Origin of the sequence: Pseudomonas sp. SORGH_AS_0211, from assembly GCF_031453455.1 — a bacterium.
Taxonomy (GTDB): domain Bacteria; phylum Pseudomonadota; class Gammaproteobacteria; order Pseudomonadales; family Pseudomonadaceae; genus Chryseomonas; species Chryseomonas aestiva.
Genome location: NZ_JAVIZV010000001.1, coordinates 1,328,757 through 1,351,790 on the forward strand (window position 1 = coordinate 1,328,757; position 23,034 = coordinate 1,351,790).

At 65.9% G+C, this 23,034-nt stretch carries 23 protein-coding genes; 6 read left to right on the forward strand and 17 right to left on the reverse strand.

Going from position 1 to position 23,034, the window contains the following annotated elements; translation table 11 throughout:
- Positions 1–222: 222 nt before the first annotated feature.
- Positions 223–1,056 (reverse strand): DUF1206 domain-containing protein, encoded by an 834-nt coding sequence (locus QE393_RS06170; RefSeq protein WP_310042593.1) that lies wholly within the window; start codon positions 1,054–1,056, stop codon positions 223–225.
- Positions 1,057–1,368: 312 nt separating this feature from the next.
- Here QE393_RS06170 and QE393_RS06175 point away from each other — a divergent pair, with 312 nt between their 5' ends.
- Positions 1,369–1,842 carry a GreA/GreB family elongation factor gene (locus tag QE393_RS06175; RefSeq protein WP_273809548.1) on the forward strand — a complete coding sequence of 158 codons (474 nt, stop codon included), beginning with the start codon at positions 1,369–1,371 and terminating at the stop codon, positions 1,840–1,842.
- A gap of 444 nt (positions 1,843–2,286) precedes the next feature.
- Here the strand turns inward: QE393_RS06175 and QE393_RS06180 are convergent, their stop codons facing one another.
- From QE393_RS06180 to QE393_RS06215, 8 genes are all read right to left on the reverse strand, one after another.
- The gene (locus QE393_RS06180; RefSeq protein WP_310042596.1) at positions 2,287–2,574 is read right to left on the reverse strand and encodes a hypothetical protein; all 288 of its coding nucleotides are present in this window, start codon (positions 2,572–2,574) and stop codon (positions 2,287–2,289) included.
- Between the two features lie 14 nt (positions 2,575–2,588).
- On the reverse strand, positions 2,589–3,614 hold the full coding sequence (locus QE393_RS06185; RefSeq protein ID WP_310042598.1) for a TerC family protein: 1,026 nt from the start codon (positions 3,612–3,614) through the stop codon (positions 2,589–2,591).
- A gap of 143 nt (positions 3,615–3,757) precedes the next feature.
- Positions 3,758–4,189: an SgcJ/EcaC family oxidoreductase gene (locus QE393_RS06190; RefSeq protein WP_133859362.1), complete on the reverse strand. Its 432-nt coding sequence runs from the start codon at positions 4,187–4,189 to the stop codon at positions 3,758–3,760.
- Positions 4,190–4,352: 163 nt separating this feature from the next.
- Positions 4,353–4,664, reverse strand: coding sequence for a DUF6482 family protein (locus tag QE393_RS06195; protein WP_133859361.1), 312 nt, complete (start codon positions 4,662–4,664; stop codon positions 4,353–4,355).
- A 125-nt stretch (positions 4,665–4,789) separates the two neighbouring features.
- Positions 4,790–5,842, reverse strand: coding sequence for a lipocalin-like domain-containing protein (locus QE393_RS06200; protein WP_310042601.1), 1,053 nt, complete (start codon positions 5,840–5,842; stop codon positions 4,790–4,792).
- Complete coding sequence (locus QE393_RS06205) at positions 5,832–8,291, reverse strand: FtsX-like permease family protein (RefSeq protein WP_310042603.1); 2,460 nt, start codon at positions 8,289–8,291, stop codon at positions 5,832–5,834. The genes QE393_RS06200 and QE393_RS06205 overlap by 11 nt, the downstream gene beginning before the upstream one ends.
- A complete protein-coding gene (locus QE393_RS06210; RefSeq protein WP_310042606.1) occupies positions 8,288–8,962 on the reverse strand; it encodes an ABC transporter ATP-binding protein in 675 nt (224 codons plus the stop codon). The genes QE393_RS06205 and QE393_RS06210 overlap by 4 nt, the downstream gene beginning before the upstream one ends.
- 63 nt (positions 8,963–9,025) lie before the next feature.
- On the reverse strand, positions 9,026–9,316 hold the full coding sequence (locus QE393_RS06215; protein ID WP_310042608.1) for a hypothetical protein: 291 nt from the start codon (positions 9,314–9,316) through the stop codon (positions 9,026–9,028).
- A 255-nt stretch (positions 9,317–9,571) separates the two neighbouring features.
- Here QE393_RS06215 and QE393_RS06220 point away from each other — a divergent pair, with 255 nt between their 5' ends.
- From QE393_RS06220 to QE393_RS06230, 3 genes are all read left to right on the forward strand, one after another.
- Complete coding sequence (locus QE393_RS06220) at positions 9,572–10,345, forward strand: FKBP-type peptidyl-prolyl cis-trans isomerase (protein ID WP_310042610.1); 774 nt, start codon at positions 9,572–9,574, stop codon at positions 10,343–10,345.
- A gap of 150 nt (positions 10,346–10,495) precedes the next feature.
- Positions 10,496–10,960, forward strand: a complete 465-nt coding sequence (locus tag QE393_RS06225) for a YkvA family protein (protein ID WP_133859355.1) — start codon at positions 10,496–10,498, stop codon at positions 10,958–10,960.
- 5 nt (positions 10,961–10,965) lie between these two features.
- Positions 10,966–11,337, forward strand: a complete 372-nt coding sequence (locus QE393_RS06230) for a hypothetical protein (RefSeq protein WP_273809561.1) — start codon at positions 10,966–10,968, stop codon at positions 11,335–11,337.
- 3 nt (positions 11,338–11,340) lie between these two features.
- On the opposite strand, the gene QE393_RS06235 is transcribed toward QE393_RS06230, so the two are convergent.
- Positions 11,341–13,086, reverse strand: coding sequence for a bifunctional diguanylate cyclase/phosphodiesterase (locus QE393_RS06235; RefSeq protein WP_310042614.1), 1,746 nt, complete (start codon positions 13,084–13,086; stop codon positions 11,341–11,343).
- A 92-nt stretch (positions 13,087–13,178) separates the two neighbouring features.
- Positions 13,179–15,260: a carboxy terminal-processing peptidase gene (locus QE393_RS06240; RefSeq protein WP_273809563.1), complete on the reverse strand. Its 2,082-nt coding sequence runs from the start codon at positions 15,258–15,260 to the stop codon at positions 13,179–13,181.
- 237 nt (positions 15,261–15,497) lie between these two features.
- On the opposite strand from QE393_RS06240, the gene QE393_RS06245 reads away from it, so the two are divergent.
- Entirely contained in the window at positions 15,498–16,460 is a 963-nt protein-coding gene (locus QE393_RS06245; protein ID WP_273809564.1) for an NAD(P)H-quinone oxidoreductase, read from the forward strand.
- A gap of 550 nt (positions 16,461–17,010) precedes the next feature.
- On the opposite strand, the gene QE393_RS06250 is transcribed toward QE393_RS06245, so the two are convergent.
- The 6 genes from QE393_RS06250 to QE393_RS06275 are packed head-to-tail and all read right to left on the reverse strand — an operon-like array spanning position 17,011 to position 22,112.
- Positions 17,011–17,664: an HAD family phosphatase gene (locus tag QE393_RS06250; protein WP_273809565.1), complete on the reverse strand. Its 654-nt coding sequence runs from the start codon at positions 17,662–17,664 to the stop codon at positions 17,011–17,013.
- On the reverse strand, positions 17,661–18,650 hold the full coding sequence (locus tag QE393_RS06255; protein WP_183630408.1) for an ABC transporter ATP-binding protein: 990 nt from the start codon (positions 18,648–18,650) through the stop codon (positions 17,661–17,663). The genes QE393_RS06250 and QE393_RS06255 overlap by 4 nt, the downstream gene beginning before the upstream one ends.
- Positions 18,647–19,432, reverse strand: coding sequence for an ABC transporter permease (locus tag QE393_RS06260; RefSeq protein ID WP_273809568.1), 786 nt, complete (start codon positions 19,430–19,432; stop codon positions 18,647–18,649). The genes QE393_RS06255 and QE393_RS06260 overlap by 4 nt, the downstream gene beginning before the upstream one ends.
- Entirely contained in the window at positions 19,419–20,252 is an 834-nt protein-coding gene (locus QE393_RS06265) for an ABC transporter permease subunit (RefSeq protein WP_183630406.1), read from the reverse strand. The genes QE393_RS06260 and QE393_RS06265 overlap by 14 nt, the downstream gene beginning before the upstream one ends.
- Positions 20,249–21,046 carry an alkaline phosphatase family protein gene (locus tag QE393_RS06270; protein WP_273809571.1) on the reverse strand — a complete coding sequence of 266 codons (798 nt, stop codon included), beginning with the start codon at positions 21,044–21,046 and terminating at the stop codon, positions 20,249–20,251. The genes QE393_RS06265 and QE393_RS06270 overlap by 4 nt, the downstream gene beginning before the upstream one ends.
- A 4-nt stretch (positions 21,047–21,050) precedes the next feature.
- On the reverse strand, positions 21,051–22,112 hold the full coding sequence (locus QE393_RS06275; protein WP_183630404.1) for an ABC transporter substrate-binding protein: 1,062 nt from the start codon (positions 22,110–22,112) through the stop codon (positions 21,051–21,053).
- A gap of 182 nt (positions 22,113–22,294) precedes the next feature.
- Between QE393_RS06275 and QE393_RS06280 the strand changes: the two genes are divergently transcribed.
- Positions 22,295–23,032, forward strand: coding sequence for a UTRA domain-containing protein (locus QE393_RS06280; RefSeq protein WP_183630403.1), 738 nt, complete (start codon positions 22,295–22,297; stop codon positions 23,030–23,032).
- Positions 23,033–23,034 lie beyond the last annotated feature (2 nt).

Consider the following 23,034-nt stretch of genomic DNA (forward strand, 5'->3'; position numbering starts at 1 on the left):
GCGGCGCCACCTGGAAAATGTTCGAGCGACCTTCCGTAAACCGCTGGGCCGCGCTGTCTGGTCGGCAATGAGATGTTGCCGCTGGGCGCGCGGCTGAGCGTCTCCCGGTGTGGATTGGCGCTCGCCAACCGTCTTTCGTTCACTGTCCGGACGACTACCACGTGTTGCGGACGGGCAGCCACCCAGCCACTGGCGCGCGCTGTATGAACGTCTGGCGCGGGTCTAGCGCGGCAGCACCTGGCGCAGCGATCCGCCCACATCCGGCAGGTCCATCTCGATGCGCCGCCACCAGGCTTCCGCGAAGCTGTAGAGGGCAAAGGCGATCAGGCCCAGGCCTACCACCGACAGGACCAGTCCGCCGAAGGGCAGATTCTGCAGGCCGTTCAGGGCGTCCTTCATGCCCGGCGGGTGCAGCGCCTGGTAGCGCGAGCCGCTGACTACCAGCAGGACGGCGATCTCGACGAACGCCACGCCCCGAGCGATCAGGCCGAAGCGACCGATGGGCCGGATCAGTCGCAGCTGTTCCGGACTGGCTTCCAGATAACGCTCGAAGCTGGCCTTCCAGCCTTTCACGAAATGGGCGAGGCCTACGCCCAGGGGGATCAGTGCGGCGACGTAGACCAGCAGATTGGAATAGCGCCAGCCGAGGATCGTCTGCAGCAGGTCGTTGGTTTCCCCACCTGAGCTACCGCTCTGGCGCAGACCGCTGATAAGCAGGCCCAGGGCGAAGAAGGCCAGGGCGCCGTAGGTGATGCCGCCCACCAGCAGGCCGGCGCGGATCACCAGCCCCTTGGGCTTGCTGCCATGATCGTCGACATCGCGGATAGCCTGGAGGATGCGCCAGGCGGCGAAGGCGACCAGTCCGACCACCACCAGGCCGACCAGGAAATGCCCGAAGGGCTGGGCGAGCAGGGCCTCCAGGCTGTCGTGGCTGTCCGCCGGTTGGCCGGAGCCGCGAGCGGCCAGCAGCGCCAGGACGCCGATGATGAGGTAGACGAGACCGCGGGCGGCATAGCCGCCGCGGGCCAGAAGGGTGAGTCCGGTACGGGTGCGCATCTGTTATGTCCTGTTACATCGTGCCTTGTACTGACCGGCGGCCCGCGCGCGGGTTCTGGTGGGCGGACAGGCGCACCGGGGTGCTGGCGGGACGCGGCGTTAGGCCTTAGGCTCGTTGCGAAAAATGCCTGCGCTCGGTGACGCTTCGTTGAAAAAGGCTTCGGAATGCTCATCTACCACTCGTAAACTCGGTCGCGAGCCCGGTCCGCTTCCTCAGCTTTTTCGTGGGGCCGCCTAGGCCTCGCCTGACCGTCGCTCGGCGACTTTTCGTACCGAGCTTCGGCTCGCACCCTTTGCCCCGGCGACCGTTTCATGGATAAAGCTCGACTGCTTCCCCTCATTCTTCAGGCCCTGGAAGCCGACCGTGACGTCATCAGCCAGCAGCTGGCGGCCAGCCACGAGGCGGCCACCCACAGCGAAAGCAAGGCCGAGAACAAGTACGACACCCGCGGTCTGGAAGCGGCCTACCTGGCCGATGGTCAACGCCGCCGTCTGCACGAGATCGAGCTGGCCCTGGCCGCCTACCGGGCGCTGACACCCGTGGCCATGAGCGACGGCATTCGCGTCGGCGCCCTGATCGAGCTGACCACCGCGACGGCCAGTCGCTGGCTGTTCCTCGGTCCGGATGCGGCAGGACTCAAGGTCAGGCTGGATGGCCACGATGTCCTGGTGATCTCGCCCCGCGCACCCCTGGGTCAGGCATTGCTCGGGCGGGAGGAGGGCGATGAGGTGGCGGTGACCGTGGAAGGCAAGATGCACAGGCAGGAGATCCTGGCGGTATTCTGAGCCTCAGCCCAATACCTTCCGCCCTGGTACGGGCCTGTTGGGCTTCGACAATGGAGCCGTCTCAACCCAACCTAAGATCCTCGCCTCTGGATGACCTGTCGTAGGTTGGGTTGAGCGTCAGCGAAGCCCAACAGCCTAGCTTCGGTGCGGCCCCTGTTGGGCTTCGACGAGGGAGCTGTCTCAGCCCAACCTACGATCATCCGCTGGATGACCCGTCGTAGGTTGGGTTGAGCGTCAGCGAAGCCCAACAGCCTAGCGTCGGTGCGGCTCCTGTTGGGCTTCGACGATGGAGCTGTCTCAGCCCAACCTACGATCATCCGCTGGATGACCCGTCGTAGGTTGGGTTGAGCGTCAGCGAAGCCCAACAGCCTAGCGTCGGTGCGGCCCCTGTTGGGCTTCGACGATGGAGCCGTCTCAACCCAACCTGCGGGCATTGCTGAAGGCTCAGGCTTCGACGCCCTCCACCGGCCGGTTGGCCCTGGGCGGTGCCGCCTCTTCCGTTTCCTGCTTCGGCCGATGCTGATCCAGCCAGGCGCGGCCCTGATTTTGGGCCTCGTCGACCTTCCTGTTCAGCTCGTCGAGGGTGCCGCCGAGGGTTTCCCGCGCCTGTTCACGGGCGGCTTCTTCCACCTTGGTGGCGAAATTGTCCGCGGCCTTCTCGGCACTGTCGCAACCGCCGAGACCGAGTAGCAGGAGGATGCCGGCGAGTCCGAGGATGGCTCTGGTAGTCATGATCGTCCGCTCCTTCACGAAGGCTTGTTCAGGGAGTCGCGCGGTTCATGACCCACAGCGGTGGGCTTGGCCTCGCTGCGGGTCTTGTACAGCGACACCAGCACGCCACCGGCCAGCAGGCCCAGGGTCACGCTCAGGGAGATCGCCGGGGGGATCTTGCCGATGATGCCCACCAGGAAGATCTTGCAGCCGATGAACACCAGCACCAGCGCCAGGGCGTACTTGAGATAGGCGAAGCGATGGATCATCGCCGCCAGGGCGAAGTACAGAGCGCGCAGGCCGAGGATGGCGAAGACGTTGGAGGTGTAGACGATGAAGGGATCCTGGGTGATGGCGAAGATCGCCGGCACGCTGTCCACCGCGAACACCAGGTCGGCGCACTCGATCACGATCAGCGCCAGGAACATCGGCGTCACCCAGAGCACCGTCTTGCCGCTGGCATCGGGCTGGCGCACGAAGAAATGCTGGCCGTGCAGCTCGTCGGTCACCCGCAGCTTCTTGCGCAGGAATTTGATGAAGAAGTTGTCGTCGAGCTTGGGCTCTTCGTCCACCTTGGCGAACAGCATCTTGACCCCGGTGATCACCAGGAAGGCGCCAAAGATATAGAGGATCCAGTCGAACTGGTGGATCAGGGCGGCGCCCAGGCCGATCATGATGGCGCGCAGCACGATCACCCCGAGAATGCCCCAGAACAGCACCCGGTGCTGGTATTCCCGCGGGATGGCGAAGAAGCCGAAGATCACCGCCATGAGGAAGACGTTATCCATGGACAGCGACTTCTCGATCAGGAAGCCGGTGACGTAGTCGAGACTGGCGTCGGCGCCCTTGAGCTGCCAGACGAAGAGGGCGAACAGCAGGCCCGCGGTGATGTAGCCTGCGGACAGCAGCAGGCTCTCCTTGACCTCGATGGGCTTGTTCTCCTTGTGGAGGACACCCAGATCGAAGGCCAGCAGGGCGATGACGACGGCGAAGAAGGTCAGCCACATCCAGGTGGCGGTGCCGAGGAAGTCGGCGAAGAAGAATGCATGCAGGGCGTTCATGAGCCCCTCCTTAGTCAAGTTTCAAGACTATGACTCGACATGGCGGCACATACCGTCAGAGGGGCCCGGGTCACCAGGACAGGATTTCGAACTCGCGCACATTCGGCAAGGAATGCAGTTTTACAAAATGCAACCGCTCTGGATCAGGCCTCTCGGGAGGAATGGTGGCCGGTGATCAGCCAGCGGCCGTCGATCTGCTCGAAGGTGAAGAGAAAGCGTGCGGGCACACTGATGACCTGCTCGCCATCGCGATAGTGGAAGACATAGAGGCCGCCGACCACCACGGTGCTGAGTTTGCTGCTGACCCTCTTCTTGAAGATCTCCACGTCGCACACCAGCCCCTCGTTGGCGAGGAAATTGCGGAAATATTCGCGCCGGCTGTCCTCGCTGTCCCGCACCTCGTTGGAAAGCGTCGGCACCAGGATGGCGTCGGGCGCATAGAGCGCAAGAATCGCTTCCACATCGCGGGTGGCGACGGTCGCCGCCCAGGTGTGCAGCGCAGCCTTGGCCCCGGCGAGGCAGGCGATCTCTTCGTTGGAGCGGGCAGGCGCATGGGCAGGACTAGCAACGGACATGGCGTTATCCTCAAGCGAGCGTAAAATTGTTATAATATAACAATAGGCCTTGGACGGGTACGTGGCATGGCCAGATCGCTAGGGAATGACGCCGGTCGGGGAGGTCTTTGTCATGACGGGGAGGCGTCGCCGTCGGCAGCCGGCGACGGCAGAGGAGTGCGGCTCAGCGATTCTCGATCTTCGAGCGCAGCGGGATCTCTTCGCGGGAGTCGGTCTGGCTCACCGGCTGGCCGACCATCTCTTCATAGACCGCTGGCTGGGCGATGAACAGGCGCACCTCCTTGACGTCGTCGAGGATACGCCGGGCTTCTTCCACCGAGGCCACGTGCAGGGTCGCGCCCTTGTCGTCGGCGACCGGTACCGAGGTGCCTTCCACCAGGGCATGGATGACGTAGGAGCCGCCTTCCATGGACACCAGATTGACTTCCTTGACCGCGCCGGCCTTGACCTGCTGATTCAGCTCTTTGACATTCATCGACACACCTCGGTTATCACGCTAACGAGCCCTGCGCGACGGCAGGGGTAGGTAAGGATTCGAGGCGGGAGCAGGGGTGGGAGTTCCGATGCGAGATGCGGCCAGGGCGCGTTTCGCAGCTTTTATCAGTACCCCGTCATTTCCAGATAGCCCACCCCCTTGGCGCTGCCCTCCACCCTGACCGGACCTTCCCAGTAGGGCGTGCCCAGGGCCATCCAGGCATCGCGGTTGATCGCCGCGATATGCAGATCGAGCTGCCGCCCCGGCAGGGCGATGGACCAGCGTACCGGCACCTCGCGTCCGGCGACGCTGTGAGTGGACTCCGGTGCCAGGCGGATATCGCCGGGTTGCAGGGGCTGGTTGTGGCCGTCGGCGCTGATCAGGTTGCCGAACAGATAGTATTGGCCGTCGGCCTGGCGCAGGCGATAGAGCATCAGTTGGCGACCGTCGTCCAGATGCAGGGAAAACCAGTCCCAGCCGAGCTGGTCCGCAGCCAGGTGCTGGCTGCTCCATTCGCGGTCCAGCCAGGCCAGGCCCTTGACCGGCACGCGCCGGCCTTCGATCTGTAGCTCGCCTTCGGCCTGGAGGAAGGGCTGGCTGTAGTAGTAGGACGCCTGGCCGCTGGTGGATTTGCGACTCACCCCGCCTTCGCCCTGGAGCACCAGCGGACCGGTGGCGGCGAGTTCCAGCCGATAGGCGAAGCCCGGACCCTGGGCCTGAACCTCGGCACGTCCGCTCAGGTCTCCGCTCAGCCGCCAGTCGTCGATCCAGGCGGAAAAGGGTGCGGCGGTCACCCCGGCCTGGCCGATGCCGCCGCGGCCCTGGGTCTGGGCGGAGAACTGGCGAGTTTCGCTGGTAAGACCGGCATGGCCCAGCCAGAGGTTGCCGTTGCTCCAGCCGGGCTGGTCGGCGCCTGGGCGCAGGGCACTGCGGAACAGCGTCCATTGCACGCCGTATTGATGGCCCTGGGCATCGCTGAGATTGGCGGTGACGTACCACCATTCGATGCGGAAATCCGGGTGGGCGCCGTGATCGGCCGGAAAGCTGAAGACCTTGCCCGGCACCACCGCGGCGAAGTTCTCGCTGCCCTGGCCGAGGCCGGCGAAGCCCGCGGACGGCGGCTGCTCGTCGCAACCGGTGAGCAGCAGGAATGCGACCAGCAGGACCTTAGCGTTCATTACCGAGTTCTCGCAGCAGATCCAGCGGTTGACTGCGCTGCAGCCGAAGCAGGGGCCAGGCGGCCGCGAGCAGGGTCGCCAGCAGGGCAATGGCGGAGAGCGCCAGCAACTGGCCCGGAAAGACCTGCAGTGGCAATCGCCAGCCGAAAGCCTGGACATTCACCACCGCCACCAGGCACCAGGCGAGCAGGATGCCCAACGGGATGGCCAGCGCCAGGGTCAGCAGGGCCAGCCCCAGCAACTGGCCCAGGCTGAGCAGGATCAGCCGCGGACGCTCGATGCCCAGCGCCCAGAGCGGCGCGAGCTGGCCGAGACGGCGTTGCGCCTGGCCGAGCAGGGCGATGAACAGGGCGAGACCGGCCACCGCCAGGGTCAGGGCATTGAGCGCCGCAGTAGCGCTGAAGGTGCGCTCGAAGACCTGGTCGGCATAGCGCCGCAGCTGACCCTGGTCGATGGAATGACTGGCGTCCAGTCCGAAGCGCTGCTGCAGCTGGCTGCGCAGGGCCTCCACCTGCGCCGGCGCCATGCGGATGACGATGCGCACCAGGACGGCATCCGGCCACAGCGCCCGCAGCCGGGCCTGGGGCAGCAGCAGGTGGCCACGCGGATTGCCATAGTCGGCATAGGTGGCGAGCACCGGGGCGGACCAGCGACCCTGGCTACCCTGCAGCTCCACCCGTTGCCCTTTGACCACCCCCAGGCGGCGGGCCAGTTGCTCGCTGACCATCAGGCCGTCACCGGCGAAGAACGGCGTCCAGGCCTCGTCGCCGGCATCGAGCAGCGGCCAGTGTCGCCGATAGAGATCGGCGTCGAGGATACCGCTCAGGGTGGACGGCTGGCCTTGAATCCCTGTCTCCCGTTCGTACACCGGCAGTACCGCGCGTACGCTGGGCTGTCGGGGCAGCCAGTCGAGCAGGGTCGCCGCCTGGGCGGCGTCCTGCGGGCGCAGATAGAGTTCGGCGGCCAGGCGCTGGTCGAGCCAGCCATCGAAGGTGCGGCGAAAACCCTCGGTCATGCTGCCGGCGCCGACATTGGCCGCCAGGGCCAGCAACAACGCCATCAGCGCCTGGGACAGTCCGGGCAACTGCTGCCGGGCGTCGGCCAGAAACCAGCGCGAAAGTGGCCGCCTTGCCCGCTTCAGCAAGAGATCCAGCAAGGCGCTCAGCAGCGGCGGCAACGCCAGCGCGGCAGCCAGCAGCAGGCAACCAAGCAGGGCCAGGCCGCTGGCCAGGCTGTTGCCGCCCAGCCACAGGACCAGCGCCGCCAGGCCCACCAGCAGGGCACCCAGCGCCTGGCGACGCAGCCAGCGGCCATGGGCGGCGCGCCAGGCCTCGCCCTGGGCCAGGGCCAGCAGCGGTAGCCGCGCCGCGCGCCATAGACCATCGGCACCGGCCAGCAGAACACCCCCGAGGCTGAGGCCGAGGCCGGCCAGCCACCAGGCCGGACTCAGGGTCAGGCTGCCGGCGATCTCGGCGCCGTAGAGGCCCCGCAGGCTGGCCGCCACGTCGGGCAGCAACAGGGCGGCCAGAAGATAGCCGCTGGCAACCCCCAGGGCACCTGCCACCAGGGCGATCAGCGCCAGCTCCAGGGTCAGCGCCAGCACCAGGGTCGCGGCCGACAGGCCACAGGCGCGCAGGGTCCGCAGCAGGGCCCGGCGCTGTTCCAGCGCCAGCCCGGTCGCGGCATGGACGATGAACAGGCCGACGGCGAAGGCCAGCAGGCCGAGCGCCAGGAGGTTGAGGTGGAAGCTGTCGGTCAGGCGGTCCAGTTCGGCGCCCTGGTCGTTCTCCACCCGTTGCAGATTGACCCCGTCCAGGGTGGGCAGGGCACGCTGGAAGGTCTTTGGCAGGATCAGCCGGGAAAGCTGGTCTGGCGCATCCAGCAGACGCTGGGCCTGGCCGATGTCCAGCACCAGGGTGCCGGGCGCCAGGCCGGGACGCGGCTGCAACGGTGGCAGCGCCAGGCCATCGGCGCGATGCAGCACCTCGCCGGCCTGCAGCCGCCATTCACGCAGCGTTTCCGGCGCGATCCAGGTGGTCCCGGTCGGACTAAGGAAGTCGAACAGGGCCTCGGGCGGTGCGCTGGCCGCCACGCCCCGATCGGTGGGCAGACTGACCGGTTCGATGCCCAGCAGTGGCAGGGCGCCCTCGCGCTCGGCCAGGGTCAGGCGCCCCTGCAGGACGGGCGACACCGGCCAGCCCTGGCGGCGCAGTTCGACGAACAGCGACTGGGGAAAATGCTTGCCGTCGGGGGCTTCAAGACCCGACTGGTCGGCGCCGAAGAGGGCGCTGGCCTGGGCATAGCTCTGGCGGGCCTGGGCATTGAGCGCCAGCACGCCGGTCAGCAGCGCGGTCGCCAGCCACAGGCCGGCGACCAGGCCGGCGAGTTGCAGCGGATGGCGCCGCCAGTGACTGACCAGGCTGCGCAGACTCCAATAGAGCAGCCTCATGGCTGGCCCACGGCCGCGCCGCCGAGACGTCCGCGTTCCAGTCGCAGGGTACGATCGAGATGACTGGCGATGCGCGCGCTGTGGGTGACCATCAGCAGGCTGCTGCCGGTCTCGGCTACCAGCTCCAGCAGCAAGGCGAGGGCCTGGTCACCGCTGGCTTCGTCGAGATTGCCAGTGGGTTCATCGGCGAGCAGCAGGGGTGGCCGGGAGGCGAGCGCCCGGCCGAGGGCCACGCGCTGCTGCTGGCCGCCGGACAGCTGTTCTGGATAGCGTTCCAGCAGGGCGGTCAGGCCCAGGCGTTCGGCCAGCTCGGCTTGCCAGCGCGGATCATGGCGCCCGGCCAGTCGCGCCTGGAAGGCGAGATTGTCGGCCACCGTCAGACTGGCGATCAGATTGAATTGCTGGAAGATCAGCCCGATGCCCTCGCGGCGCCAGGTGGCCAGAGCGCGCTCGTTGAGGCTGGCGAGTGCCCGGCCCGCGGCCTGGATATCGCCTCGGTCAGGCCGGTCGAGACCGGCGACCAGGTGCAGCAGGGTGCTCTTGCCACTGCCGGATTCGCCCATGAGCGCCAGACTCGCGCCCCGCGCCAGGCTGAGGTCCACGCCGCGCAGGACCGGCAGCGGCCCCTGGGGCGTCGGGTAACTCTTGTGCAGATCGGTGATGGTTAGCATCGCGCCTCCAGCGCCGGTCGTGGTCTGCAATCGACCGGGCGCGGGCGGCGACGTTCAGCGCGGCTAGCGGCGCTTGGTTTTGCCCTGGCCGGCTTTTTCGTCTTCCTCGCGCTGCAGGCGCTCGCACTTGCGCACCATGTTCAGGTAGTACACGGCGCTGCCGGCGAACAGGATGATGGGCAGCGCCAGGGACATTTCCAGGAGGCTGCCAGGGAAGGCGCTGGGCACCCAGTGATGATAGAGCAGGATGCCGATCGCCAGCAGCACCGAGTACAGCAGGCCATAGCCGGCGACCTTGCGCGATTCGCGGGCGAGGTCGAGGGGCGGGCGATTCAGATCGTTGGGCTCGAACATGGAGGTCTCTGGCAGGCACTGAAGGAGGCGCTAGTCTAGCGCCTGGACTCGCGTCGGTCGCCACTGCTCGGGCACCCCGGACAAGACGTCGCAGGGGCGGCCCGCCGCTCGTTCACGCGATGTTCAGGCAGACCTAAGCTTGAAATCTTATCCTTTGCAGCCATTTAGAGGCCTGACGATGGCAAGCGAGCAGGTCTCCTTGTAAGCTCGATCAGTTATTTGAACGCGCATAATGCGCACGGATAAGGAATCAACATGAAACAGTATCGGTTGGCAGCAGCGGTGGCCCTGGTGGGTCTGGTTCTGAGCGGCTGCGACTCCAAGCCCAAGGTCGAGCTGGAAAGCCCGGCCCAGAAGGCGTCCTACGGCATCGGCCTGAACATGGGCAAAAGTCTGGCCCAGGAAGGCATCGATGACCTGGATCCCAAGGCTGTTGCCCTGGGTATCGAGGACGCCGTTGGCAAGAAGGACCAGAAGCTGACCGATCAGCAGCTGACCGAAGCCTTCGCCGCCCTGCAGAAGCGCGCCGAAGAGAAGATGACCAAGGTCAGCGAAGACAACGCCAAGGCGGGCAAGAAGTTTCTCGAAGAGAACGGCAAGAAGCCTGGCGTGATCACCACCGCTTCCGGCCTGCAGTACGAAGTGGTCAAGAAGGCCGACGGCCCGCAGCCCAAGCCCACCGACGTGGTCACCGTGCACTACGAGGGCAAGCTGGTCGACGGCACCGTGTTCGACAGCTCCATCAAGCGTGGCACCCCGATCGACCTGCCGGTCAACGGCGTGATTCCGGGTTGGGTCGAGGCGCTGCAACTGATGCACGTCGGCGAGAAGATCAAGCTGTACATCCCCTCCGAGCTGGCCTACGGCGCCCAGAGCCCGAGCCCGGCGATCCCGGCCAACTCTGTGCTGGTGTTCGATCTGGAACTGCTCAGCATCAAGGACGCCGCTGCCGCGGACGCCGAAGACGCCCCGGTCGCTCCGGCTGCCGATGCGCCGGCCGCTGCCGAAAAGGCCCCGGCCAAGAAGTAAGCCGCTCCCGCTGTACCAGACGCCCTGCCTTGCAGGGCGTTTTACGTTGCGCGGCGGGAAACCCTGACGCAGCGGTGCGATCAAAGCTGGGATGCAAAGCCCTGTGCCAAAGGGGGCGCTGCCCATCGTTCTCCATTGCTCGAGGTGTCCATGAAGCCGCCGAAGAATTTTGATCGCTATCTTGGTATCGCCCAGCGCCTGCTGATCCGCGGTCGCCTGCCGGCGCTGCTGCTCGGCGTCGCGCGCAAGACCAGCAAGCGTGGACTCAAGCTGGGCGAGGCCCGTGAGACCCTGGGGCTGTTCCATCAGTTGCTGCTGGCCTGGTGGCGTGGCGAGTACCGCGGGGTCAGCCGCAAGACGCTGCTGACCGTGGCCGGCGGCCTGGTCTATTTCCTCCTGCCCATCGACCTCATTCCCGACTGGGTACCCATGTTCGGTCTGCTCGACGACCTCGCGGTCCTGGCCTGGGTCGGCAAGGCCTGCAGCGACGAGCTGGACGGCTTCCGGGCCTGGCGCGCCAACCGTACCGCGAGTCAGCAGGCGGCCCTGGCCGCGCTGCCCGACCGGCACGAACGGCCGGCGGCGGGTGTCGCCCTCGATCAGCTGCGGGACTGAACGGCTTGAGCGTACGCATCAGTCGCCAGCACTGGCTGGCCTTGCTGGATGAACTGGAAAGTGCGCGGCGCAGCCGCAGCCTGCTGACCTATCGTTCGGTGATCGAACGGCTGGGACTGCCCCAGCCGGCGATGGTGACCCTGACCACGGCGTTGGAGTACCTGGCGGCCCTTGATCGTCGCGAGGGCCGGCCGCTGCGCAGTGCCCTGGTGGTGAGCCAGAGCGGTACGCGCATCCCTCGTGAAGGTTTCTTCGACTGCGCCCTGCGCCTGGGTGTCCTGGACGGCTCGCCGCCGGTGAGCGATGCAGTCAGCTGGCACGCGGCCGAGGTGACCCGGGTGTTCGACCACCGCTATCCCGACCATCGCCTCGAATAGGATTCAGGCCCGCATCAGATGCAGGCTGTAGCCGGGTACCCTCTTGGCATTGCGCTTGGCTTCCGAGGCGAGGCCGGCCAGGCCGCTGGCATCCACCCGCTTGCCGGCCTCCTTGTCCAGCTCCACGACCCCCAATGACAGCGACAGCAGCGGATACTCGCGGCGGCGGCCGTCTCTGTCGTAGGCGAGAAAGCAGCCGGCTTCCAGGTGCTCGCTGCGATAGAAGTGCCGGCAGCGCTCTTGGAAGCCTGCCATCAGGCCGTTGAGTCGCTGGCGCCAGTCCGCGGAACCCAGCACCACCAGAAAGTCGTCGCCACCGATATGGCCGACGAAGTCCTGTTGCGGATCCAGGCGTTCGGAGAGGGTCTGCGCCAGGGAGAGCAACACCTCGTCGCCCTTGGCGTAGCCATAGAGATCGTTGAAGGGCTTGAAGCCATCGATGTCGACGTAGCACACCACGGCTTCGCGCTGCTGATCCAGCAGGCGCGTGAGGCACTGCTGGATGGGCACGTTGCCGGGCAGCTGGGTGAGGGGGTTGGCGTGCTTGGCCTGCTGGATGCGCTGCTCGGTGATCAGCCGCAGGACATCCATCACCCGACCGACCCCGACATAGCGGCCGCCCTCGGTGATGATGAAATCCTCTTCGATGCGCTGGCGTGCCCGCGCGGTGAGCAGGCGGCTGACCTGCTGCAGCGACTGGTTGGTTTCGGTGGCCAGGAAATCCTGGCTCATCAGCCGGGCGATGGGCTTGCGCGCGAACACCTCGTGGGCGAAAGGCTTGAGCAGCGCCGAACTCAGCTCGTGATGATGAACGATGCCCACCGGGCGATCGTCCTCGTCCACCACCGCCAGGGTATTGAGGCTGGGTTGCAGGCGGAAGCGCTCCAGCACCTCGGGGATCAGCATGTCCTGGCCGACCGCGACCTGCTCGACCCTGAGGCTGGCGACGGTGGTCGCTTCCTCGGCGAAGTCGGAGCTGCGGGTGGTTATCACCGGCAGCAGGGTCTGGATCTCGCGCGGTGGGGCCGCCGTCGGGCGGCCCAGCAGATAGCCCTGTACCAGATCGACGCCCATGCTCGCCAGGGTCGACAGCTCTTCGTGGGTCTCGATGCCCTCGGCGATCACCTGGGCCCGGGAGGCTTCGGCCATCTTCAGGATGGAGCCGACGAATTCGCGTTTCACCGCATCGCGGTGGATGGATTCGATGAAGTGCCGATCGATCTTGACGAAATCCGGGCGCAACTCCGACCAGCGCCGGAGGCTGGAATAGCCTGCGCCCAGATCGTCGAGGGCGATGGAGAAGCCCATGGCACGGTAGTGGTGCAGGGCGGTGGCCAGCAGCGCGAAGTCATCGATGGGCGCCTGTTCGGTCAGTTCGATCACCACCTGGGCCGGCGAGAGCCCCAGACGCTGCAGCAGCTTGAGGGTCTGGCCCGACTGATGCGCCGGCTCCAGCAGTGTTTCCGGGCAGACATTGAGAAACAGCAGGCCATCCAGGGCCAGTTCGCGAAAGGTCTGGCAGGACTGCTGGCGGGCGGCGATTTCCAGTTCGGACAGCCGACCGGCCTGGCGCGCGGTGGCATAGAGGGGCAGCGGGGATTGCAGCGGAGTATTGGAGGCGCCACGAATGAGCGCCTCGTAGCCCAGGATGCGTCGCTCGCTCAGCGAAACGATGGGCTGAAAGAGCGAATGCAACTCGCGGTTGGCGAGAATGCGATCCAACACCCCAGCCTGGTCGTTAAGCGTCATGGTTAGCCTGCAGGAACCCAGAAACGAAAATGCCCGGGGGTCGCACTTGGCGACCCCCGGGCATTTCACGACAGAGATATGACGCTTTGATGTCAGCGCTTGGGTGGCGTCTGGCTCAGGTCGAGATAGTCCAGCAGCACATGACCCGACTCCATCAGGTAGGCGTCGTCCTGCGGCTTGGTCTTGTCGTCGTCGATCGCCGGGTTGTCCTCGTCGATCTTCTTCAGCTCCTTGAGCGGGGCTTCACCCTTGCCCTGGCGCCGCTGGTTTTCCATGGCCAGCTGGCGATTGTCCAGGGCGGTCTGCTCGGCCCGGCGCTTCTGCTCGTTGAGGCTGACGGTGGTGTCCGCCGCCAGCTCCTGGGCCAGCTTCAGGCGCTCGCGAGCGAAGATGAAGTCGGGATCCTTCTGCACCCGCACGTCATGGCGCTTGACCAGTTCCGGCAGGTAGTTGGCGAAGGGATTGCTCAGGCCGGTCACCGCCGGGGCGATGGTGTCCCAGGGCATGGAGTCGGGCAGGGCGCTCTCGCCGATCTGCTTGGTGTCCACCACCGCCGGGTAATCGATGTCCGGCAGTACGCCCTGATGCTGGGTGCTCTGGCCGGAGACGCGATAGAACTTGGCGATGGTCAGCTTCAGCTCGCCATGGTTCAGCGGCTGGATGGTCTGCACGGTGCCCTTGCCGAAGGTCTGGCCGCCGACGATCAGCGCGCGGTGATAGTCCTGCATGGCGCCGGCGAAGATCTCCGAGGCCGAAGCGGACAGGCGATTGACCAGCACGGTCAGGGGGCCCTTGTAGAAGGCGCCGCCTTCGTCGTCGGCCAGCACCTCGACCTTGCCGTCACCATTGCGCACCAGCACGGTGGGACCCTGATCGATGAACAGCCCGGTCAGCTCGGTGGCTTCCTGCAGCGAGCCACCACCGTTGTTGCGCAGGTCGAGGACGATGCCGTCGACCTTTTCCTTCTGCAGCTCGCCGATGAGCTTCTTCACGTCACGCGTGGTGCTCTTGTAGTTCGGATCGCCCGCGCGATAGGCCTTGAAGTCCAGGTAGAACGCCGGCACGTCGATCACGCCGAGCTTGTAGTGCTTGCCCTCGTGGGGCACGTCGATCACGTGCTTCTGCGCCGCCTGCTCTTCGAGCTTGACCGCTTCGCGGGTGATGGTGACGATCTTGGTCTTCTGGTCGTTCGGCGCATTGCTCGCCGGGATGATCTCCAGGCGCACCTTGGAGTTCTTGGGCCCGCGGATCAGCTTGACCACCTCGTCGAGGCGCCAGCCGATGACATCGACCATTTCGCCGTCACCCTGGGCGACGCCGACGATCTTGTCGGCCGGAGCGATCTGCTTGGACTTGTCGGCAGGGCCGGCCGGGACCAGGCGCAGGATCTGCACGTAGTCGTTGTCGTTCTGCAGCACCGCACCGATGCCTTCCAGCGACAGGCTCATGTTGATGTCGAAGTTCTCCGCGCTTTCCGGCGAGAGATACTGGGTGTGCGGGTCGTAGGACTCGGCGAAGGCGTTGATGTAGGTCTGGAAGACGTCTTCGCCACGGGTCTGGTTGAGGCGCGCCAGCTGATTCTTGTACCTCTTGGTCAGCTGCTGCTGGATCTGCTGGTCGGTCTTGCCGGACAGCCGCAGGCGCAGCACCTCGTCCTTGAGCTTGCGATGCCAGAGATCGTCCAGCGCGGCGGTGTCCGCCGGCCAGGCCGCCTTCTCGCGATTGGTGTTGAAGGACTCGTCGACACTGAAGTCGAGCTTGCCGATGCCGGCGTTGAGCAGGCCAATGCCGTAGTTCAGCCGCTCGGTCATGCGCTGGGCATAACGGCGGTAGATGGCGAAGCCCGGTTCGAGATTGCCCTGCTTGAGGTAGTCGTCGAAACGGGTGCGCGAGGCATCGAATTCGCGGATGTCGGCGGCATTGAAATACAGCCGGCCGGGATCAAGCATCTTCAGATAGCTGTCGTAGATCTTGATCGACTGGGCATCGTTGAGCGGCGGCTTGCTGTAGTGGTGCCGCTTGAGCAGTTCGACGATGTTGAGGCTGGCGATGACCTGGTCGCGGTCGGGTTGCAGTTTCTCGGCGCCTACCGGCGCGTTGGGCTTGGCGAAGAGGGGCGTTGCGCTGACGCCAAGCAGGACAACGAGGGCGGTACGGGACAAGAGCTGCTTCATGTGTATTCGACTAATGCACGGAAAGGAATAGGCTATAGGCCCTTCCCGGCCCGGGCGGTTCCGCGGCCAGGGGAAGTATGACGGGCGCTGACGAAAGTCGTCTGACGGCGGTCTGAAGGGTAGCGGCGATCGGAGGGGAAGGCTGTGACAGCCCCGCGTCTTCCGGTCCGCTCGACTCCCGCAGAACCCGCCGGCGCAGGCGCTTTTCGTCAAAGCCTGAGCCACTATGGAGGCACCGTGAACGCATTGCAAGGTATCGAAGGGCAACTGGAATGGCAGTCACTGAGCGCTCGCGCTCTGGCGCCCGGGGAAATTCGCATCAAGGTGGCGGCCGCCGGTCTCAATCGTGCCGACCTGCTGCAACTGGCCGGCAACTATCCGCCGCCACCCGGCGCGCCGGCGACCCTGGGCCTCGAATGCGCCGGGGTGGTCAGCGAGACCACCGCGGATTCGCGCTGGCAGGTGGGTGATCGCGTCTGCGCACTGCTGGCCGGCGGCGGGATGGCCAGCGAGGTGGTGGTGGATGGGCGCCAGGCCGCTTCCGTGCCGGAAGGGCTGTCGCTGATCGAGGCCGCGGCGCTGCCCGAGGTCTGGGCGACCGCCTGGAGCAACCTGTTCGATCTGGCGGCGCTGCAGCCGGGCGAAAAGGTGCTGCTGCATGCTGGTGCCAGCGGTGTCGGTTCGGCCGCCATCCAGCTGTGCAAGGCCTTCGGCAATCCCTGCTGGGTCAGTGTCGGTTCCCAGGATCGCCTGGCGCATTGCGAGCGCCTCGGCGCCGAGGGCGGGGTGCTGCGCAAGACCGATCTGGAAGGCCTGCGCGATTTCGCTCCCTTCCACGTCATCCTCGATCCGGTGGGGGCGAATTATGCGTCGCTCAACCTGGACCTGCTGGGCCAGGATGGACGCTGGGTGCTGATCGGCCTCATGGGCGGTCGTCAGGCCGAGATGGATCTGGGCAAGGTGCTGGGCAAGCGCATCCGCATCATCGGCTCGACCCTGCGCAACCGATCCGTGGAATTCAAGGCGAAGACCATGAGATCCCTGGAAGCCAGGGTCTGGCCGCTGTTTGCCGAAGGCAAGCTGAACGTCAATCTGGAACGCCGCTTCGCCGCCCAGAACGCCGAAGCCGCCTTTGCCGCCCTGGAAAGCAATGAGGTGAATGGCAAGGTGGTGCTGGTGCTGGACGAGGGGCTGGAGTGACCTTCTAGGCATCGATACCGCGGCTACTGCGGCCGCTCGTACGGTCCGCCGTAGGTTGGGTTGAGCGCAGCGAAGCCCAACAGGTGTTGCCTGGAGCCGACATTGTTGGGCTTCGACGATAAAGCCGTCTCAACCCAACCTACGAGGACGGCGGCAACCTGTGGGCGCGTTCGTAGGTTGGCTTGAGCGCAGCGAAGCCCAACAGGGCTCGCTCGGAGCCGGCATTGTTGGGCTTCGACGATGATAAAGCCGTCTCAACCCAACCTACGAAGACGCCGGCAACCCGGAGGAACGGCCGTAGGTTGGGCTGAGCGCAGCGAAGCCCAACAGCGCTCGCTCGGAGCCGGCGACGTTGGGCTTCGACGATGGAGCCGTCTCAACCCAACCTACGAAGACGCCGGCAACCCATAGGAACGGTCGTAGGTTGGGTTGAGCGCAGCGAAGCCCAACAGGTGTCGCCTCGAGCCGGCGACGTTGGGCTTCGACGATGGAGCCGTCTCAACCTAACCTACGAAGACGGCGGCAACCTGAGGAGTGGCCGCGATGCGAGTTAGCGCCAGCTCAGGATCGGCCAACCGGCCTGTGCCGCGCGTTCGCGCAGTACCGGATCCGGGTTGACCGCGTGCGGCTTGCCCACCGCTTCGAGCAGCGGCAGGTCGTTGCGCGAATCGGAGTAGAAGCTGGCGGTAGCCAGCAGGCTACGGTCGCCGCCGAGCAGTTCCAGCAGCCGGGTCAGCTTGCCTTCGCGAAAGGTCATGACACCTTCCACCTGGCCGCTGTAGACGCCGTGGCTGACCTGCAGGTCGATGGCCAGCACCTCTTCCACGCCCAGGCGTTCGGCGATGGGCTCCACCAGATGCACCCCGGAGGCCGAGACGATGATCACCCGGTCACCAGCGGCGCGGTGGGCGGCGATGCATTTCATGGCGTCGCTGAAGATCAGCGGTTCGATGACGTCCTCGACCCAGGGACCGACCTCGAAATCCACCTCTTCGGGCCTACGGCCCACCAGGGGTTCGAGGTGGAAGGCCATGTAGTCTTCCATGGCCAGTTCGCCCTGGGCGTAGGCCGCCATCAGCTCGCTGTCGCGCCGCACGAAGGACTCGCGGTCGACCCAGCCGAGCACGCCCATCTGCTGGCTCCAGAGGCTGGAACAGTCACCGTCGATAAGGGTTTCGTCGAGATCGAAAATCGCCAGGGTCATGCCACTTCTCTCAGGCTGTCGGAATCGACGGCCAGGGTGACGGCTGTGCCGTTCGCCTGCAAGGCCGAAGGGCCATGGTTGAGAACGTCGACATTGAGTTCGCAGGCTTCGGTGGCGATCCGGTAGCGGATCACGTTGCCCAGCAGGCTGTGGCCGACGATACGGCCACTGAAACCACCGGCGACGCCAAGCCTTATGGCCTCGGGTCGAATCGCCACCTGTCCCTGGAAGGTCTGGCCGAACAGCCGGCTGGCCTGGTCGGCGCTGAGCAGGTTGTAGTTGCCGATGAAGCCGGCGGCGAAGGCATCCACCGGCGCGGTGTAGAGGGTCTCGGCATCGCCGCTCTGGACGATGCGCCCCTCGCGCATCAGCACGATGCGATCGGACAGGGTGAGGGCTTCTTCCTGGTCGTGGGTGACGAATACCGTGGTCAGGCCCAGCTCCTGCTGGATGGCGCGAATCTGCTCGCGCAGGTGGCGACGGATGCGGGCATCCAGCGCCGAGAGGGGTTCGTCCAGCAGCAGCAGCCGCGGCCGCACGATCAGCGAGCGGGCCAGGGCCACCCGCTGGCACTGGCCACCGGAGAGCTGGTGTGGATAGCGCGTGGCGAAGCCCTGCAGTTCCACCAGGGTCAGGACCTCCTGCACGCGCTGCTGCACCTCGTCCCGTGCCAGGCGCTGCATGCGCAGGCCGAAGGCGACGTTCTGCTCCACCGTCATGTTGGGAAACAGCGCGTAGCTCTGGAACACCATGGCGATGCCGCGGCGCTGCGGTGGCAGCCGGGTGATGTCCTGGCCGGCCAGCACGATGCTGCCGCGGTCGACCTCGGTGAGTCCGGCCAGGCAGCGCAGCAGGGTGGACTTGCCGCAGCCCGAGGGGCCGAGCAGGGTCACCAGTTCGCCCTGTTCGGCATGGAAGTCGATGTCGGTGAACAGGGTGTTGGCGCCGTAGCGCTTGTGCAGTCCCTTGACCGCGAGATAGCTCATGTCCGCTCCCGATTCAGGCGATTGGCGATCCAGGTCAGCAGCAGGACCGCGAGGAAGTAGGAGATCACCAGGGCGCTGGTCAGGTGGCCGCTGCCGTTGCGCAGGTTGTAGAGATAGATCTGCAGCGTCTCGTAGCGCGTTCCCACCAGCAGGTTGGCGAAGACGAATTCGCCGATGAGAAAGGAGAAGGACAGGAACAGCGCCACCATCAGTCCGGTGCGCAGATTGGGCAGCACCACCAGCAGGGCGGCGCGCCAGGAGCTGGCGCCGAGCAGGTGGGCGGCGTCCATCAGGTCGCGCAGATTCAGCGCCTGGAGGTTATTGCTGATGGCGCGATACATGAAGGGCAGGGCGATGGTGAAGTAGCAGAACACCAGGATCCAGGGCGTGCCGGTCAGCGGCAGCGGACCGCTCGCGTAGAGCTGCAACAGACCGACCGCCGAGACCACCGGCGGTACGGCGAAGGGCAGCAGGATCAGCACGTTCATCAGCGCATCCAGTCGCGGAAAGTGATAGGCGACGGCGAACATGGCCGGCAGGATCAGCACGCAGGACAGCGCCAGGGCGCCAAAGCAGATCGCCAGGGAGCGACCGAAGGCGGCGAGAAAGCGCGGCTCGCTCCACAGCTGCAGGTACCACTTGAAGGTGAAGCCCGCCGGCAGCAGGGTCGCCGACCATTGGGTGGACAGGGAATAGACGAGGGTCGCGGCCAGGGGCGTGAGCAGGATCAGGAACAGGATCCAGACCACTGTCCGGTGATAGAGGCGCTCAGTTCTGGACATGCCGACTCCGCCGTAGCAGCCACTGATGGACGAGGGTGATCAGGGTCATGAAGGCCACCAGCAGCATGGCCAGCGCCGCGGCCAGGTTGGGCTCCAGATAGATGTCGCCGGACACCAGGGCGGCGATGCGCACCGGCACCACGTTGAAATTGCCGACGGTAAGGGCATACACGGTGGCGTAGGCGCCCAGGGCGTTGGCCAGCAGGATGATGAAGGTACCAACCAGCGCCGGGCTGAGCACCGGCAGGCCGATGTGCCGCCAGTACTGCCAGGTGCCGGCGCCGAGCAGCGCCGCCGCGTCGCGCCAGTCCTGCTTGAGGGCTTCGAAGGCGGGGAACAGCAGCAACACCCCCAGGGGAATCTGGAAGTAGGTGTAGATGAGGATCAGGCCGCCCTTGGTATAGAGGTTGAACCCTTCGATCAGTCCGAATTGCTTGAGCGCCAGGGTCAGGCAGCCGTTGATGCCCAGCAGGATGATGAAGGCGAAGGCCAGCGGTACCCCGGCGAAGTTGCTGGTCATGTTGGTGAAGGCCACCACGAAGCTGCGCAACCGCGAATCGACGCGGGTCAGCGAATAGGCGCCGAGCAGGGCGATGAGCAGCCCGCAGACGCTGGACCAGAGCGAGATCTCCAGGGAGAAGCGGATGGCCTGCAGGTAGAAGGGCGAGCCGAGGATCTCGGCGTAGTTGCCGAGGCCCCAGCCGCTCTCGCTGGAATTGAAGCTGTTGAAGGCGATCCAGGCCAGAGGCGCCAGCTGGAAGGCGCCGAACACCAGCAGGAAAGGCAGGATCAGCAGCAGGGCGAGCCAGGGCCGCTTCATGCCAGCAACTCCCGGCACAGGGGCTTGTCGTGGGCGAGGCCCAGCAGCGTGCAGACGGTGCCGCAGAGCTCCACCTGGCGCGGTGTGGCCTCGCCCAGGGAGAAGCCCGCGCCGAAGACGAACAGGGGCACCTCGCGTTCTTCCGGAAGCGTCCCGCCGTGGCTGCGGTCGTCGTTCATGCCGTGGTCGGCGGTCACCAGCACCTGGTAGCCGGCGTCCAGCCAGGCGGGCAGGTAGTGGGACAGCAGGCCGTCGGCGCGGCGCGCGGCATTGCGGTATTCGGGGCTGGAGAGGCCGTGCCGGTGACCGGCATCGTCGATGTTCATCGGATGCACCAGCAGGATGTCCGGCGCCTGGGTCAGGCGCAGGTGCTCGGCGTCGTCGAACAGATGGGAATCCGGGTAGTGGTCGGCGTAATAGAAGTGACCGTGCTGGATCGGCAGGGCGGGGTTGCTGACGTGCCGGTCCCGCGCCCGATCGAAGGGACTGCGGTTGTAGAGTTCGCTGACCCAGTGATAGGCCGCCGCGGCCGTGGTGAGGCCGGCGGCCTGGGCCAGATGGAAGAGGCTGATCTGGTTGGACAGCCGATCCACGCCATTGTGGACGATGCCGCTGCTCACCGGGGGCACCCCGGTGAGCAGGCATTCGTAGAGCGGACGGGAGAGCGAGGGCAACTCGCACTCCAACCGGTAGAGGCGACCCCGGCCAGCCAGGCAGAGCGCCTGGAGAAAGCCGAGTCCGTGTTCGGCGACCCTCAGCGCGAGTCCGTCCAGCACGACCAGGATGACCTTCATGGCGTCACTGCTGCATGTTGATCAGAACGTGTTCCTGCCAGAGTCGCGGCAGGCGCTTGGAGGTTTCCTCCCAGGCCTTGGCGTCGGCGATGGGCCGGGCCTTGGCGTATTGCGCCTGGGGCAGCAGCTTGGCCTGGACATCGGCCGGCAGGGTCAGGTGCTCGGCGCGGATCGGCCGGGCATAACCCTGGGCCAGGTTGATTTGGCCGGCGTCGGAGAAGATGTACTCGCGGGCCAGCTTGGCGGCGTTGGGGTGCTTGGCGTACTTGTTGATGATGGTGGTGTAGCCGGAGGTCACCGAGCCATCGGAGGGGATCAGCACCTCGAAGCGCGAGCGATCGATCTGGTCGCGATAGCTCAGGGCGTTGAAGTCCCACACCACCCCGACTTCCACTTCACCCTTCTCGAGGTTGGCCACCACCGGGTTGGTGAAGGCCAGGCGCCCCTGCTTGGCCAGCTTGGCGAAGAAGTCCAGCGCCGGCTTGATGTTCTTCTCGTCGCCGCCGTTGGCATAGGCCGCTGCCAGTACGCCGCTCACCGCCTGGGAGGCGGCGCTGACGTCGCCGATGGTGACCTTGTAGTTGCCCTTGAGCAGGTCGGCCCAGGAGTGGGGGACGTCCTTGACGGTCTGCTTGTTGACGATGAAGGCGATGGTGCCGGTATAGGCCAGCGCCCAGTGACCGTCGCTGTCCTTGGCCCAGCTCGGTACCTGGTCCCAGGTGCTCGGCTTGTAGGGCTGGGTAACGCCCTTCTGTACGGCGATGGGGCCGAAGGAAGCACCGACGTCACCGATGTCGGCGGAGGCGTTCTCGCCTTCGGCGGCGAACTTGGCGATCTCCTGGGCGGAGCTCATGTCGGTATCCTGGTGCTTGAGCCCGTATTTCTGCTCAAGGTCCTGCCAGGTGCCTTTCCAGTTCGCCCAGGTATCGGGCATGCCGACGCTGTTCACCTCGCCTTCCTTGCGGGCGGCGGCTTCGAGGGATTTGAGATCGGCGGTATCGGCGAAGGCGGTACCGGCCTGTAGCGCAACGGCAGTGGCCAACAAGGAAGCAAGCAGACGGGTCATACGGGTGCTCCAGGTGTTAGGGCTTGGTCTAGGTCAGCAAGACATAGGCCAATCTAGGACCGGGGTATGACGATTTGATGGCAATGCGCCCTGTTTCACCGCTGGCACGGGCGCTGCAATCGTCACCAAGCGGTCATCTGGCCGTCTTAGTCTCCCAACAAACCCTAGTCGAGGCGTTACGGGTGCACCAATCCGAAACTGGTCTAGTCCAAAGAAGTGCACCGGGTGCCGGTGCCATCCGCCAGGCGCTGCAGGAGCAGATCGCCCATGGCCTGCTGCCGGCGATGGAGCGGCTGCCTTCCGAGCGCCAGCTCAGCGAGTTGTTCGCCACCACCCGGATCACCCTGCGCGAAGCCCTGCTGCAGCTGGAGGCGCTGGGGCTGATCTATCGCGAAGAGCGACGTGGCTGGTTCGTCGCGCCGCCGCGGCTGGCCTACAACCCTCTGGCGCGGACCCATTTCCACGCCATGGTGGAAGCCCAGGGACGGGTGCCGGCGACCGAGGTGGTGGCGGCGCGGCAGATGCTGGCATCCGCGGAGATCTGTCGTCTGCTGGAGTTGCCGGCGCTGTCCAGCGTCTACCAGATCCGCCGGGTCCGCCGGGTGGACGGCCGGCTGGTGCTCTATGTCGAGCACTACCTCAATGCCGCCTATTTCCCGGGCTTGCTGGAGCACGACCTGCAGCGCTCCCTCACCGAGTTGTATCGCGACCGCTACGGCATTCGCTACGGCGAGGTGCGCTTCGAGATCCTGCCCACGGCGCTGCTGCCGGAGGCGGCCCAGGCGCTGCGGGTGGCCCAGGGCAGTCCGGCGCTGCACATCACCCGCATCAACCACGACCAGCAGGGGCGACTGATCGATTGCGACCTGGAGTTCTGGCGGCACGACGCCATCCAGGTCAGGGTCGAGGTGCCGGACTAGTC

Bases quoted from the DNA above. Each gene is read 5' to 3' on its own strand.
- QE393_RS06170 (WP_310042593.1), bottom strand. From the start codon at position 1,056: ATGCGCACCCGTACCGGACTCACCCTTCTGGCCCGCGGCGGCTATGCC.
- QE393_RS06175 (WP_273809548.1), top strand. From the start codon at position 1,369: ATGGATAAAGCTCGACTGCTTCCCCTCATTCTTCAGGCCCTGGAAGCC.
- QE393_RS06180 (WP_310042596.1), bottom strand. From the start codon at position 2,574: ATGACTACCAGAGCCATCCTCGGACTCGCCGGCATCCTCCTGCTACTC.
- QE393_RS06185 (WP_310042598.1), bottom strand. From the start codon at position 3,614: ATGAACGCCCTGCATGCATTCTTCTTCGCCGACTTCCTCGGCACCGCC.
- QE393_RS06190 (WP_133859362.1), bottom strand. From the start codon at position 4,189: ATGTCCGTTGCTAGTCCTGCCCATGCGCCTGCCCGCTCCAACGAAGAG.
- QE393_RS06195 (WP_133859361.1), bottom strand. From the start codon at position 4,664: ATGAATGTCAAAGAGCTGAATCAGCAGGTCAAGGCCGGCGCGGTCAAG.
- QE393_RS06200 (WP_310042601.1), bottom strand. From the start codon at position 5,842: ATGAACGCTAAGGTCCTGCTGGTCGCATTCCTGCTGCTCACCGGTTGC.
- QE393_RS06205 (WP_310042603.1), bottom strand. From the start codon at position 8,291: ATGAGGCTGCTCTATTGGAGTCTGCGCAGCCTGGTCAGTCACTGGCGG.
- QE393_RS06210 (WP_310042606.1), bottom strand. From the start codon at position 8,962: ATGCTAACCATCACCGATCTGCACAAGAGTTACCCGACGCCCCAGGGG.
- QE393_RS06215 (WP_310042608.1), bottom strand. From the start codon at position 9,316: ATGTTCGAGCCCAACGATCTGAATCGCCCGCCCCTCGACCTCGCCCGC.
- QE393_RS06220 (WP_310042610.1), top strand. From the start codon at position 9,572: ATGAAACAGTATCGGTTGGCAGCAGCGGTGGCCCTGGTGGGTCTGGTT.
- QE393_RS06225 (WP_133859355.1), top strand. From the start codon at position 10,496: ATGAAGCCGCCGAAGAATTTTGATCGCTATCTTGGTATCGCCCAGCGC.
- QE393_RS06235 (WP_310042614.1), bottom strand. From the start codon at position 13,086: ATGACGCTTAACGACCAGGCTGGGGTGTTGGATCGCATTCTCGCCAAC.
- QE393_RS06240 (WP_273809563.1), bottom strand. From the start codon at position 15,260: ATGAAGCAGCTCTTGTCCCGTACCGCCCTCGTTGTCCTGCTTGGCGTC.
- QE393_RS06250 (WP_273809565.1), bottom strand. From the start codon at position 17,664: ATGACCCTGGCGATTTTCGATCTCGACGAAACCCTTATCGACGGTGAC.
- QE393_RS06255 (WP_183630408.1), bottom strand. From the start codon at position 18,650: ATGAGCTATCTCGCGGTCAAGGGACTGCACAAGCGCTACGGCGCCAAC.
- QE393_RS06260 (WP_273809568.1), bottom strand. From the start codon at position 19,432: ATGTCCAGAACTGAGCGCCTCTATCACCGGACAGTGGTCTGGATCCTG.
- QE393_RS06265 (WP_183630406.1), bottom strand. From the start codon at position 20,252: ATGAAGCGGCCCTGGCTCGCCCTGCTGCTGATCCTGCCTTTCCTGCTG.
- QE393_RS06270 (WP_273809571.1), bottom strand. From the start codon at position 21,046: ATGAAGGTCATCCTGGTCGTGCTGGACGGACTCGCGCTGAGGGTCGCC.
- QE393_RS06275 (WP_183630404.1), bottom strand. From the start codon at position 22,112: ATGACCCGTCTGCTTGCTTCCTTGTTGGCCACTGCCGTTGCGCTACAG.